Annotated in this window: 13 protein-coding genes; 1 reads left to right on the top strand and 12 read right to left on the bottom strand. The window is 34.4% G+C overall.

Annotated features, from left to right (window positions below):
• Positions 1 to 3: 3 nt before the first annotated feature.
• The 11 genes from ER639_RS05015 to ER639_RS04965 form a co-directional block, all read right to left on the bottom strand.
• On the bottom strand, positions 4 to 1,038 hold the full coding sequence (locus ER639_RS05015; RefSeq protein ID WP_129064666.1) for a Gfo/Idh/MocA family protein: 1,035 nt from the start codon (positions 1,036 to 1,038) through the stop codon (positions 4 to 6).
• Complete coding sequence (locus ER639_RS05010; RefSeq protein WP_129064751.1) at positions 1,039 to 2,064, bottom strand: Gfo/Idh/MocA family protein; 1,026 nt, start codon at positions 2,062 to 2,064, stop codon at positions 1,039 to 1,041.
• Positions 2,051 to 2,767, bottom strand: coding sequence for a ThuA domain-containing protein (locus ER639_RS05005; protein WP_129064665.1), 717 nt, complete (start codon positions 2,765 to 2,767; stop codon positions 2,051 to 2,053). The genes ER639_RS05010 and ER639_RS05005 overlap by 14 nt, the downstream gene beginning before the upstream one ends.
• Before the next feature lies 1 nt (position 2,768).
• A complete protein-coding gene (locus ER639_RS05000; RefSeq protein WP_129064664.1) occupies positions 2,769 to 3,773 on the bottom strand; it encodes a LacI family DNA-binding transcriptional regulator in 1,005 nt (334 codons plus the stop codon).
• An 8-nt stretch (positions 3,774 to 3,781) separates the two neighbouring features.
• The gene (locus ER639_RS04995) at positions 3,782 to 4,600 is read right to left on the bottom strand and encodes a carbohydrate ABC transporter permease (protein WP_129064663.1); all 819 of its coding nucleotides are present in this window, start codon (positions 4,598 to 4,600) and stop codon (positions 3,782 to 3,784) included.
• The gene (locus ER639_RS04990) at positions 4,600 to 5,466 is read right to left on the bottom strand and encodes a carbohydrate ABC transporter permease (RefSeq protein WP_129064662.1); all 867 of its coding nucleotides are present in this window, start codon (positions 5,464 to 5,466) and stop codon (positions 4,600 to 4,602) included. Before ER639_RS04990 ends, ER639_RS04995 begins: the two co-directional genes overlap by 1 nt.
• Positions 5,467 to 5,522: 56 nt before the next feature.
• On the bottom strand, positions 5,523 to 6,812 hold the full coding sequence (locus ER639_RS04985; protein WP_129064661.1) for an ABC transporter substrate-binding protein: 1,290 nt from the start codon (positions 6,810 to 6,812) through the stop codon (positions 5,523 to 5,525).
• Between the two features lie 318 nt (positions 6,813 to 7,130).
• Positions 7,131 to 8,177 carry a GTPase domain-containing protein gene (locus ER639_RS04980; protein ID WP_129064660.1) on the bottom strand — a complete coding sequence of 349 codons (1,047 nt, stop codon included), beginning with the start codon at positions 8,175 to 8,177 and terminating at the stop codon, positions 7,131 to 7,133.
• Between the two features lie 81 nt (positions 8,178 to 8,258).
• Complete coding sequence (locus ER639_RS04975) at positions 8,259 to 9,263, bottom strand: FecCD family ABC transporter permease (protein WP_129064659.1); 1,005 nt, start codon at positions 9,261 to 9,263, stop codon at positions 8,259 to 8,261.
• Complete coding sequence (locus ER639_RS04970) at positions 9,244 to 10,239, bottom strand: FecCD family ABC transporter permease (protein WP_483306229.1); 996 nt, start codon at positions 10,237 to 10,239, stop codon at positions 9,244 to 9,246. The genes ER639_RS04975 and ER639_RS04970 overlap by 20 nt, the downstream gene beginning before the upstream one ends.
• A 4-nt stretch (positions 10,240 to 10,243) precedes the next feature.
• Positions 10,244 to 11,047, bottom strand: a complete 804-nt coding sequence (locus ER639_RS04965) for an ABC transporter ATP-binding protein (RefSeq protein ID WP_129064657.1) — start codon at positions 11,045 to 11,047, stop codon at positions 10,244 to 10,246.
• A 111-nt stretch (positions 11,048 to 11,158) separates the two neighbouring features.
• Between ER639_RS04965 and ER639_RS04960 the strand changes: the two genes are divergently transcribed.
• On the top strand, positions 11,159 to 12,181 hold the full coding sequence (locus tag ER639_RS04960) for an NAD(P)/FAD-dependent oxidoreductase (protein ID WP_129064656.1): 1,023 nt from the start codon (positions 11,159 to 11,161) through the stop codon (positions 12,179 to 12,181).
• Between the two features lie 68 nt (positions 12,182 to 12,249).
• Here the strand turns inward: ER639_RS04960 and ER639_RS04955 are convergent, their stop codons facing one another.
• Positions 12,250 to 13,092 (bottom strand): YitT family protein, encoded by an 843-nt coding sequence (locus ER639_RS04955; RefSeq protein ID WP_129064655.1) that lies wholly within the window; start codon positions 13,090 to 13,092, stop codon positions 12,250 to 12,252.
• Positions 13,093 to 13,172: the final 80 nt, after the last annotated feature.

The raw sequence follows: 13,172 nt of genomic DNA, 5'->3' as shown, positions 1-13,172 counted from the left end.
GGTTCACTCTCCTATTTTTATTGCTTGATTTGTTCTTGCACTTTCATAAATTGCTTCAATCATTTGCGAAACATATTTTGCTTCTTGTGGTTGTACTTTTAAATGGCTCACACCTTGAATAGCACCAATAAAGTTTTCAGCTTGTAAATATTCAAATGTTTTATCGGTTTGTACATAATCAATTTGTGTAGTCGACATCATGCCGTTACTTGCTTCGTTATAACGCATCTTAAATACATCAATACCACCTAAATCACCCGAAATACTAATATGTTCACAATCACTTTCAACGTTCGCTGCCCAACTCGTTTCAAACAACATTGAAATATTGTTTTCAAATCGAATAAATGCACTCACATGATCATCTACTTCAAATGATTCTGGATCAAATGCACCCCATTCATTAACAGGTGCTTGTTGTTTACTTAAAACATTGTATGTTGATGCAGATACTTCGATTGGTTTTAAACTACCACTTAACCATGTAGCCAAATCTAACAAATGACAACCATAATCAATTAATGCGCCGCCACCTTGTAAATCTTTATTCGTAAACACACCCCAACCAGGTACTTTACGTCTTCGCATTGATTGCACACGAATTACAAGGGGTTTACCAATCTTCCCTGATTCAATTAAAGATTTACATGCCATTGCTTCTTTCATAAAGCGATAATGGTAACCAATATGCAAAATACCTTTACTATTTTTTTCTGCTTCAATCATCTGTTGACATTCTTCTGAAGTTTTCGCCATTGGTTTTTCACAAAATACGTGTTTATTTTTCTCTAAAGCGAGTACCGAAAGTGGTGCATGAAATTTATTAGGTGTAGTAATGACAACTGCATCTACAGCATCTATTAACGCTTCTGCACTCTCACTTACATATGGAATATCAAATTGTTTACTCACTGACTTTGCAACTTCTACGTTTATGTCGAACACATGCGTAATTTTTACTGTTTCAAATTGTTTAAATGTTGGAATATGACGTCCTGTTGCAATACCGCCACATCCGATAATACCTATACGTATCATTTATTTCACTTCTTCTATTGTTTGTTTTTGTGCAGATTGTAATGCTTTAATGATGACTGATAATGAAGCAAGTCCAGCTGCACCATTTGGACTAATTTCATTTTTACCTTGAATTGCTGAAACAAAATGATCAATTGTTCCAGTATTCGTTTGTCCACCGTCATCATTTGTTTGAATTTTTCCTAAAGCACGTTTTTCTACTTCCCCATCAACACTAATAAAGATATATGAATATTCTGGATCTGTATTCAACTTCAAAATACCTTTTTCACCATAGATAATGGTGCTGTTATCTTCTTCACCGTTATACACCCACGATGCACTTAGTGTTCCAATAATTCCTGATTTTGTTTTTAAAATGAGTACTGCATTATCATCAACTGTAGCTACTTTCGCACTTGTTTCAATCATTGCAGAAACATGCGTGAATGTTTCACCTAATAAATAGTGCATTAAGTCTACTTTATGTACACCTAAATCACCCATTGCACCAATGAATGCACGTTCTTTATCAAAGAACCAACTGTTCGCACCATCTACACTCCATCCTTCTGGACCACCATGACCAAATGATGTTTTAAATGAATAAATCTTTCCTAAAAGACCTTTTTCAATTGCTGCTTTTGCTTCAATATGCGCTTCAGTGAATCGTTGATTTTGACCAATCATTAATAATTTATTGTTTTGATTTGAAGCATCAATCATTGCTTGCGCTTCTTCTAATGATGTCGCCATCGGTTTTTCACACAGTACATGTTTTCCAGCATTTAAAGCATCTACTGACATCTTTGCATGTAAATAATTTGGCGTACAAATACTTACCGCATCAATGGTTTCATCTTTTAATAAATCTTCGTAATGTTGGTAGCTTGCACCACCGAACAAACTCGCACATTCATCTGAACGCTTTTTCTCAATATCACAAAATGCAACGACTTCAACATCTTCATGATTTAAATATTCAGGAATATGACGATGTGTTGCGATACTACCACAACCGATAACACCAACTTTAATCATTTGAATCACCAATCTTTTCTAAAGGTTTAAAATTACCATATGTCGGATATGAGTTCGTTGTTGGTTTCGCCCATTTTACAGCGTTTTGAATGACTTTTTGAACATAAGGGTTGAAGTAAGTTGGGTATGTTTCATGCCCTGGTCTAAAATAGAAAATCTTGCCGTTACCACGTTTAAAAGTAGCACCGCTTCTAAATACTTCGCCACCTTCAAACCAACTGATAAAGATCAGCTCATCAGGTGCTGGAATATCAAAATGCTCACCGTACATTTCTTCTTTTTCTAATTCGAAATACTCTGGCAACCCTTCAGCAATTGGATGCGTTGGATCCACTGTCCAAATACGTTCTTTCTCATCAGCTTCGCGCCATTTTAAGTCACATCCTGTACCCATTAGCTTTTTAAATATTTTAGAGAAATGACCACTGTGTAACACAACAAGGCCCATTCCTTGTAATACACGTTGATGTACGCGTTCAACTACTTCGTCGCTCACTTCATCATGCGCTTTATGTCCCCACCATACGAGGACATCTGTTTGATCTAGAACTTCTTGTGTTAAGCCATGTTCTGGCATATCTAAAGTTGCCACTTGTACATCGCCTTCTAAAAATCCTTTGATAGCGTTATGGATACCTTCTGGATATACACTTCTTACCTTCTCTGACTCTTGTTCATGACGATACTCATTCCACACTGTTACTTTCATATTATCCCTCAATTCTTTTTGTAGATTGTCGTTCAATTATGGTTGTTGGAATTATGATGTTGTGTTGTACCATATTGGCATCATTTAATAATTGAATTAATTTTTCAGATGCAATACTTCCTAAATGTTCTGGATTAATGTTAACCACTGTTTGTGGCGGGCAAGCAGAATCATTCAAATACGAATCGTTAAATGTTGCTGTTTGAATGTCCGTTGGGATACGTATATCAAGTTCGTATAATGCACTCAGTACATTTAAATTCATCATACTGTCTGAAGTAATGATGGCTGTCGGCTGATATTGAAAAGAGTGAATCAAATCGATTGCCGCCTGTCTATCTGAATCCATTTCAAACACTTCATACTTAATGCCTACTTTTTCACATATGTTCACAAAGCCTTTAGCACGATCGCGACTTACTAAAAATTCACCATGTTCACGAATAAATACCATCGAACGGTGACCAAGGTTAATCATATAAGAGGTCAACGCTTCACTTGCTGCAATGTTGTCGTTATCAATATACATGGTCTTATAGCCATCATTTAATGCTTTACCGACAACAACATAAGGAAATTGCATTGCTTTTAAATAAGCCATTACAGCATCATTTTCTCTTGAATACAGTAGTATCAAGCCATCAACTAACTTGCTAGATACAAGTCGTTTCACTTCATCAAGTAATTCATGATCTGTCATGCTTGTCGTTACTAATGTCGTATATTGATGCTTTTTACAAACTTCCGAAATGCTCATTAATACATCTGTAAAAAATGGATTTTGACGCATTTCTATAGAAGCTGTCTTTAATACTAATCCAATGGTTTTGGATTTATTTGTTACCAATTGTCTTGCGGTTAAATTTGGCACATAGCCAAGTTCATCCATCACGCTTAAAACGCGTTTTCTTGTTGCTTCGCTAATACTTGAATTGTTACTAATCACGCGTGAAACGGTAGATGGAGCTACATCTGCCACGCGTGCAACATCTTTAATTGTAACCATCATTCCACCTACTTCACTGCTCCGTCAGAAACACCTTTAATAATTTGTTTTTGTGCAAAGAAATATCCGATAATGACAGGAATAATTGAAATCGTTAAACCTGCTAATGCTAAATGCCATTGTTTTGTATATTGACCAAAGAAATAGAATAACTTTAATGGAATCGTTTCTTGTCCTTGTCCTAATACTAAGTTTGGTAATAAGTAGTCATTCCAAATCCACATGACGTTTAAAATACCGACTGTTACTGAGATTGGTTTTAATAATGGGAAAATAACATGCCAGAAAATTTGCCATTTACTTGCCCCATCAATCATTGCAGCTTCATCTAATGACTTCGATATACCTTGTAACGATCCATGGTATAAGAAGATTGATAAACTTGCACCAAATCCTAAGTACATAAAGATTAAACCTGTAATATTTAAACTTTGTAAATCACCAAAAATTTTAACAAGTGGAATCATAACCGATTGGAAAGGAATTAACATTGCTGCAACAAATAAAAAGAAAATCGCATTTGATAATTTACCTTTATTTCGGCTAAGTGCATAAGCTGCCATACTTGAGAAAATAATGATTAATGCCACAGAAACAAAAGATACAATCACTGAATTTAAGAATGTTTGCATAAAAGTCAGCTGCTCAAATGCATCAATGAAGTTTTGGAATGTTGCTGACTTTGGTAACTTTAATGTGTTATCAAAGATTTCTAACTTTGTTTTAAATGCATTAACAACCATTAAATAAAATGGAGATAACCATAATAAACCTAATACAAGCGCGATAATTTCCATTATCCAAATTTTAGATTTTGATTTTTTCATTACATCTCCACCTCACGTTTCTTGTTGTAATACACTTGAATTAAACTGATTGCTGTAACAATTAAGAAGAATACAACTGCTTTCGCTTGTGCTTGACCCATTAAGTTCATTTTGAATGCTGAGTCAACGATATCCATTGCTAACATTTTTGTTGAGTTACCTGGGCCACCATTTGTTAATGACAAGTTTTGGTCATAAATCTTGAATGCGCCTGATAACGTTAAGAACATACTTACTGTAAATGCTGGTGCAACTAATGGGAATGTGATGTTTTTAAATTTTTGCCATGAGTTCGCACCATCAATTTCTGCTGCTTCAATTAAATCTTCAGGCACATTTTCTAAGTATGCGATGTAAATAATCATAATGTACCCTGCCATTTGCCATGTTGATAAAATCACCATGCCCCAGAAGCCAGTGCTCGTATTACTTAACCACCCTTGCATCCAACTGATATGCAACGTTTCACCAATCATTTGAAATACTTTTGTGAAAATAAATTGCCAAATAAAGCCTAAGATTAAACCACCAATTAAGTTTGGCATAAAGAAAATCGTTCTTAAAAAGTTTTTAGACTTAATGTTACTTGTCACAAGTAACGCTAAGCTTAAACCAATAATATTTACTACAATGACAGATGCGATGGCATATTTAAATGTAAACCATAACGCATGTATGAATGCATCGTCGTGAATTAAATTGGCATAGTTTTGAAAACCAACATATTTCGGATTGACTGTTACGTCACCATTCCAGTTCGTGAATGAATAATAAATCCCATAAATAAACGGAATAATTATTACCATAAATAAGGCCACTAAAACTGGAAGTAAGAATAGCCAAAATGCTAAGCTTTTATTTTTCATTAGGACACCTCTTTTTTAAAAAAGGGAGAACCACCTAAGTGACTCCCCCTTAAATTTTATTTACGTGCTTTTTCCCAAGCTTCTTGAGATTTTTTAACTGCTTCATCGAAACTCATTTTACCAGTTAAGTAGTTTTGTAAGTTTGCACCTAAAGCGTCATCTGTGTAACCTGTTGGATATCCTTTGAAAATCCAAGTAGAAGTTTTACCTTCTTTAGAGTATTTGTAGATTTCTTTTGATAATGGATCAGAAATTTTGTCTGTTTCATAACCTTTGTATGCAGGAATGAATTTGAAGTCTTCAACAACAATTTTCTTACCTTCATCAGAAGTGTATAACCAGTTTAAGAAATCTTTTGCTGCTTTTTGAACTTTTTCATCAGATTTTTTGTTTACTGCCCAGTTAGAAGCAATACCTACAGGTACTTTTAATTCATTTTCACCAGTTGGTACAGGGATTAAACCAACATTTTTAGCGATTTCAGGATTTACTGATTCGATTGTTGGATATGCCCAGTTACCTTGTTGAATCATCGCAACTTTACCAGTTGAGAATAATTCTTCAACTTGTTGAGAATAGTCTAATGATGCTACAGGTTGTTTAGAGTATTTGTTTTGAATATCTAAGTATTGTTTTAATAAATCTGCTTTTTTGAATGGTAATGTTTTAGATTCTGCTGCTTTTTGGATGTCTCCATCGAAGTCAGAAGCTAAGAACATGCTTGCTGCATGGTCACTTAAAACCCATTTTTCTTTCGCTGGTAATGCAAATACACCTTTAAGACCTAATTTGTCTTTTTGTGAATTGATTTTTTCTGAAACTTTTTCTAAATCATCTAAAGTTTTAATATCTTCAGCTTTAACGCCAGCTTTTTTGAAGATATCTTTGTTGTAAATTAAACCATAACCTTCTTGGTTCATTGGTACACCATAAGTTTTACCATCTTTTTGAACAGGTGCTAACAATTTAGAATCAATTACTTCTTTAGTCGCTTTCATATCAGAAAGATCTGCTAAACGTGAAGCATGTTGTTTTAAATCGTCTGGACCATTGATATTGAATACGTCTGGTTCATTTTTAGAAGCGATTTTAGCTTTTAAAGCTTGACCGTAGTCGTTACCGCCACCAACCGTTTCAATCTTGATGTTTACATCAGGATGACTAGCCATGTATTTCTTAGCTGCATCTTCAAATTGTTTCTTGAACTCTACTTTAAATTGGAAAATATTAACCGTTGTTTTACCTTTTGATGCTGTTCCGCCACCTGAACCTGAGTTACCACAAGCTGCTAAAACTAAAACAAATACTAACATCATTACTAGCATTTTAATTGAACGTGTTTTCATCTCTTTTTCTCCTTTAAATTTAATAGAAAACGTTTTCACTAATACAAATCAATCATATCGTGATAAAGCATTGATGTCAACACTTTTTGTGCAAACGATTGCAAAGAAGTTTGGTATATCTTTTACACTTTTTGTAACATAAAATAACTATGAATTTCAATTATTTTTAAAAAACATCTTAAATTTATACAATTATTTGCATATTACTCCATCCTACTAAACACTTAATGCAAACGTTTTTCAAATAGACAAGAAGAAAACATGTAAATATTATTAGATAAAAAGACTCGTAGGTATATAAATACCCACGAGTCTTTCTTATTCTTTCGTAGTAATAACCAATCTTGTAATGGCCTTTACTTCACTAATGTATTTGGTAATCCCTTGAAATATCGGAAATGCATTAGACACACCCGCTTCAATTAATGAACTTGCCGCCATCATTACAGGGTTAATACTTTTCATTTTAAATGCAGTACGTACGATTTGAACAATTTTCGTCATCTCTTTCAACTGATTTATCGTACTTGTTTTTGATTTTTGTTTTTCTTTCTCATTATTATAAATCTCTATATAGGATTCAATACTTGGCCAATCTTTACGGTATTTCAATATATCATCTTCTTGTAACTTAAAATGATTTAATATGGTGCGTTCAATTGCAACGTATTGATTCTTTAAAATAATATTTTTAAAACTTGGTGTGAATAATTTGGTAAATAAGCTATTGGTTTTATAATTTAAATAACTTTCTAACATTGCTTCACTATGATATTTTTCTAAATAATCTGCTTCTTGCGCTTTAAACACGTCTTTAATGACTTCACGAAGTACTTGAATACCTTCACCTGTTTTAACACTCGTAAATATATATGTAGACGGTGATTTTACGAAAGATTTAATAAGCGACTTTAACTCTGTATTTTTATCACGCTTTAATGTCTCTATCGTATCTTGATGAAATACATCCATTAATGTATCGGTTTTATTAAATATGAACGTCAATTTCTTATTTTTTTTACTAAGAAATTTGATGATTTCTAAATCAACAGCACTAATCTTTGTTGAAAAGATATAAAAATATTCATCAATATCACTTTGTTGAATCAACTTTTTATATGTCTTTAAGTTAAAAATATCAGTTCCTACACCAGGAAAATCAACAATACAGCCATAATTATTAAATGAATATGCTTTTGTTTCTAAAGTGGCATCCGTTTGCACCGAAGTATGCGCTTGGCGATGTTGGCATAAAGCATTGATTAACGAGCTTTTACCTGCATCAGGTTGTCCGATAAATCCAATTTTATCCATAGAACGATTTCTGATGAATGCTTCATATGCTTTAATCAATGGATGTTTCATAACCTCACCTGTCCTTTAAACAAATCATTTCTTAATTTTCTTATTCCCGACTTTCTATCACTTTAGACATGAATATCCAATTTATACGGCTTTTTTCATCAAATACAGAAAATACGGCGCACCAATAATGCTCACAATAATCCCAGCTGGTATTCCATTGGGTTGTAATACAACACGGCCTAATACTTCAGACAGGCTTAGCAATATGCTACCTAGCAATAATGAAATGGGTAGATATGTTTGATGTTTCGGACCAACAAGTCCTTTTGCGATATGAGGTGCCAATAATCCTATAAATCCAATGGCACCACAAATACTTACTGCACTTGCACTTAAAAATACTGATAGTATTAATAAGATTAATCGCTCTTTTGCCACATGGACACCAATGCCAGTAGAAACATGTTCGTGTGTATTTAATATATTTAAAATAGTTGCCTTATAAAATACAAGCGGTAGCACAATCAGCATACAAATCGAGATAACGATGACAAACGGCCATGTATCACCCCAAATACTACCTGCTAACCATTCAGAAATGAACGCGACTTGCTCTTTTCTAAATGTTGTTGTAATCATCAACATTAATCCAGAAAATGCTGTTGATAATCCAACACCAATCAAAATCATACGTACTGGATTGATTTCACCATGTTTATAACTCAAAAAGAAGACAAATAGTGCTGTAATGAAACCACCTAACAAACTGGCCATCGGTAATATATAAATAAACGTATTGCTATCAGCTGGAATGAATAATAATAACAACACTACAAATAAACCTGAACCCGCATTAATCCCTACGATACCAGGATCGGCTAATGGATTTTTAGTAATACTTTGTAATATCGCACCTGCCAAACTTAATGCAGCACCACAAAGGATAGTTACTAGCATCTTTGGCATGCGAAATTCATATAAAATCATTGTTTGCATGTTATCTCCAAAACCAAATAACGTCTTGAAAAAAGCAAGTGGCGACATTTTAAATTCACCAATCGTCATACTAAAACTCATGACGACAAGTAACATCATTGCAAGAGAGATGATTAGAATGGTCTGCTTTTTATTCATGAATCTTGCCATCCTTTCTCACCAAATAAATAAAAAATGGTACACCGATTACAGAAACAACCGCATTAATGGTAATATCATTCATCAGTCTTGCAATCATATCTGACATCACGATAAATAGACCACCTAATACAAGTGTTAAAGGTAGTACACGTTTATAATCCGTTCCTGCTAAATAGCGCGCAATATGCGGTACAATGAGCCCTACAAATGCTAAGTTACCCGCTATCGCAACTGCTGTACCCGCTAATAACATTGTTAATAACGAAAATAATAAGCGCATATTTGATGTATTTACACCAAGTCCTTGCGCTAATTCCTCTCCTAAACTCATTACAGTTAATCGATGACTTAAGAACATTAAAACAATTAATACTACAATAATTAATGGTGCACTCATCATAATTTGTGACCATGTCACACCTTTGACACCACCACTTGTCCATAAATTACTCACTTGATTGGTCTTAAAGAACAAACTGACACCTTGGCTTAAAGCGGTTAACAATGCACTCACAGCTGCACCTGCCAAGATGATACGTATCGTATTAAAACCTCCACGTTGACTCATACCTAACATCAATACAATTGTTCCACCGACTAAGGCACCTAAAAAACCGACGAGCAATACAGAAATAAATGATGTATCCGGCATCACACCAAATAAAACACTGATTGCGAACATTGCACCAGCATTAATCCCAATCAATGCTGGATCGGCTAATGGGTTCTTTGTCACACCTTGCATCACTGCACCACTACAAGATAGCGCCATTCCTACTAGTAAAGCAGCAATAACACGTGGCATACGGATGTCTCGGAGTACATTTTGCACCTGTGTATTTTGATAATCAAACAAAGCTTGATATACATCTTTAAATTGGTATTGATCTGCACCAAACATAAATGCCGCCATTGTTAGAACAATTAAAAGTACGATACTTATCAATAATATTGGATAATAAAATTTTGTTTGTATTGTTTTCATCATCTTAAATCCTAGTGTAATGACGGCATAATAAATTATATGTCACCAACATCGGTTTATTCGTTCTTGGATCAACACTCAATTCTGCATCAATATTAAATACTTCTTCCAATACATCATTTGTTAACACTTCTTCAGTCTTACCTTGTTTCACAATGACACCCTTTTTCATCGTAATCAAATGATCTGAAAATCTTACTGCTTGGTTAATGTCATGTAATACCATAATGATTGTACAACCTTGCTCACGATTGAGTGTTTGAACAAGTTCTAATATTTCCAACTGATGTGAAATATCTAAATACGTCGTCGGCTCATCTAAGAAAATAATATCTGTCTTTTGCGCAAGTGCCATCGCAATCCACACACGCTGACGTTGACCACCACTTAAATCATTTACAGCTTTTTCTTTAAATTCGTAAGTACCCGTTACACGAAGTGCCCACTCGATTTCTTGATGGTCTTCTTTAGAAAGTCGACCAAAACCTTTTTGATAAGGGAAACGTCCATAACTCACCAGCTCTTCAGCCGTTAAACCATCAGCAACTTCTGGAGATTGAGGTAAAATTGCTACCTTTTTAGCCACTTCTTTTGTTGCTTGAGTATGAATATTTTTTCCATCTAATACAACTTCGCCATGCTTCACATTTAAAATACGAGAAAGCGCCTTTAATAAAGTGGATTTCCCACAACCGTTTGGTCCAATAATCGAAGTTACTTTTCCATCTGGAATTTCAACCGTTAAGTTTTGTATAATATCTCGATCACCATAGTTAATGGTAATATCTTTTGCAATTAATCTAGACAATTTGTCATCACCTTTCAGGCATTTATAAAGCTTACAATTGATAATGATTATCAACTTAACTCATTTTATAGTATAATAGATGGTAAATCAAGGTACAGAGAGGCGTTTATTATGTTAGACATCACAATTATCGGTGGCGGACCATCAGGACTTTATGCAGCTTTTTACGCAGGACTTCGAGGAATGAAAGTACGTATTATAGAACAACATGACACATTAGGTGGCAAACTGAATTTATTTCCCGAGAAAATCGTTTGGGATATTGGCGGCATCACACCAAAACCCGCTGCACTGATTATGCAAGATTTAATACAACAAGGCACAACATTTAATCCCGAATTACATTTAAATGAAAAAGTCATTAACATTAAGAAAATAGAAGAAAGACACTTCGTCGTAGAAACAGAACATAATGCATATCATTCAAAAGCCATTATCGTTGCTGTAGGATCAGGCATTACAAAACCGAAAAAACTCGAAATAGAAGGTGCAGAAAGATTTGAAATTACAAATTTACATTACGTTGTGCCATCGATTAAACGTTTTAAAGATAAACGTGTTTTAATTTCAGGAGGTGGGAATGCGGCAGTAGACTGGGCACATGAAATTGCACCATTTGCGAAAAGTGTACACATCTTATGTCGTAAAGCGGACTTTAAAGGGCATGAAGAAATGATCAGAAAACTTGATGAACAAGGCGTTGTTAAATTAATGAACCAACAAATCAAATCATTACAAGCAGACGCAGATACGATTACTTCAGTGGATATCGAAAATACAGAAAATTTCTCAATAACAAATCTTGAAGTAGATGATGTTATTATCAATCACGGATTCCATATGGATACAGAACTATTAAACCAAAGTGAAGTACAGTTTGAGCGTGTACATGATTTCTACATCAAAGGACAAGCAGATAGCTCAACAAATGTCCCGGGTATTTATGCAATCGGCGATATTCTCATGCATGACACAAAAATACATTTAATCGCTGGATGCTTCCACGACGCATGTAACGCAGCCAACAACATCAAAACATATATTGACCCAACGGCTTCAAATAGAGGTATTGTGTCGAGTCATAATGAAATATTCAAAACGAAAAATAAAGAGATCATTAAGAAGTTTGTGTAGAAGAAAGGTAGTTTGTAACAATTACATTTATAACAAAGATAAGGCGAGGACTAAGTCCCCGCCTTATTTTAATGATCTACCATAAAGCCGTGTCCTAATACGTCTCTTACGTCATGGACAACAACAAAGGCATCTTTATCGATATGATGAATTTTACGCTTCGCTTTTGTAAGCTGTGTTTTATTAATGACACAGTACAATACTTCTGTTTTTCTTTTTGTAAAGTAACCATGTCCATCTAATATTGTTACGCCTCGACCGATTTCTTCATCCAACATTTTAGCGATTGGCATTGGATTTTGTGAAATGATTGTAATCGCCTTTTTAGGATTCAATCCTTCTATAATGGCATCCATCGCTTTTGTGCCCACGTACAGACTTAGCACTGTCAATAATGCACGTTCAATTGGCATAACAGTTAATGATATTGCCACAACGATTAAGTCAAAGAATAAAAGTGCATATGATGTGTTCACATCTAAATATTTATGTGCAATTCTTGCTAATATTGTTGATCCTGCTGTTGTGCCACCAACAAGTACAATCATCCCAATACCGATACCTACTGTAAATCCGCCAAACACTGTACTTACGAGTACATTATCTAGGTGTAAGTGCATCGGTTCTGTAAGCTTTAAGAATACCGACAACGCAATGATTGCTATGATTGTTAGAAACATTGAACGTTTAGATAAAAATTTATAACCTAAACCTAATAACACAATATTCATGACAAATGTCGTAACGGCAGGTGACCAGCCGAAAGCATATAAGAATATCAAACTCATACCCGTAACGCCACCTTCACCAAGGTTCGCTGGAATGATAAATGTATTAACACCGATTGAAAATACAAGTGACCCAAGTATTACGATGAGTATCGTTGACCAAGTAATGTTTAATTTCTTCATAATTAACCTCCTCACGAACAAAAAAGACACTAACGCGTAGTGTCTTTTTGTAATTTTGATATTAGTTTACCATGGATAAC

Source organism: Macrococcus sp. DPC7161 (genome assembly GCF_004117835.1).
In the GTDB taxonomy this organism is placed as follows: Bacteria; Bacillota; Bacilli; order Staphylococcales; family Staphylococcaceae; genus SDSC01.
The sequence above is the reverse complement of the archived record's forward strand: the minus strand, read 5'-3'. Positions and strand labels throughout refer to the sequence as shown.

Bases quoted from the DNA above. Each gene is read 5' to 3' on its own strand.
- ER639_RS05015 (WP_129064666.1), bottom strand. From the start codon at position 1,038: ATGATACGTATAGGTATTATCGGATGTGGCGGTATTGCAACAGGACGT.
- ER639_RS05005 (WP_129064665.1), bottom strand. From the start codon at position 2,767: ATGAAAGTAACAGTGTGGAATGAGTATCGTCATGAACAAGAGTCAGAG.
- ER639_RS05000 (WP_129064664.1), bottom strand. From the start codon at position 3,773: ATGGTTACAATTAAAGATGTTGCACGCGTGGCAGATGTAGCTCCATCT.
- ER639_RS04995 (WP_129064663.1), bottom strand. From the start codon at position 4,600: ATGAAAAAATCAAAATCTAAAATTTGGATAATGGAAATTATCGCGCTT.
- ER639_RS04990 (WP_129064662.1), bottom strand. From the start codon at position 5,466: ATGAAAAATAAAAGCTTAGCATTTTGGCTATTCTTACTTCCAGTTTTA.
- ER639_RS04985 (WP_129064661.1), bottom strand. From the start codon at position 6,812: ATGAAAACACGTTCAATTAAAATGCTAGTAATGATGTTAGTATTTGTT.
- ER639_RS04980 (WP_129064660.1), bottom strand. From the start codon at position 8,177: ATGAAACATCCATTGATTAAAGCATATGAAGCATTCATCAGAAATCGT.
- ER639_RS04975 (WP_129064659.1), bottom strand. From the start codon at position 9,263: ATGGCAAGATTCATGAATAAAAAGCAGACCATTCTAATCATCTCTCTT.
- ER639_RS04970 (WP_483306229.1), bottom strand. From the start codon at position 10,239: ATGAAAACAATACAAACAAAATTTTATTATCCAATATTATTGATAAGT.
- ER639_RS04960 (WP_129064656.1), top strand. From the start codon at position 11,159: ATGTTAGACATCACAATTATCGGTGGCGGACCATCAGGACTTTATGCA.
- ER639_RS04955 (WP_129064655.1), bottom strand. From the start codon at position 13,092: ATGAAGAAATTAAACATTACTTGGTCAACGATACTCATCGTAATACTT.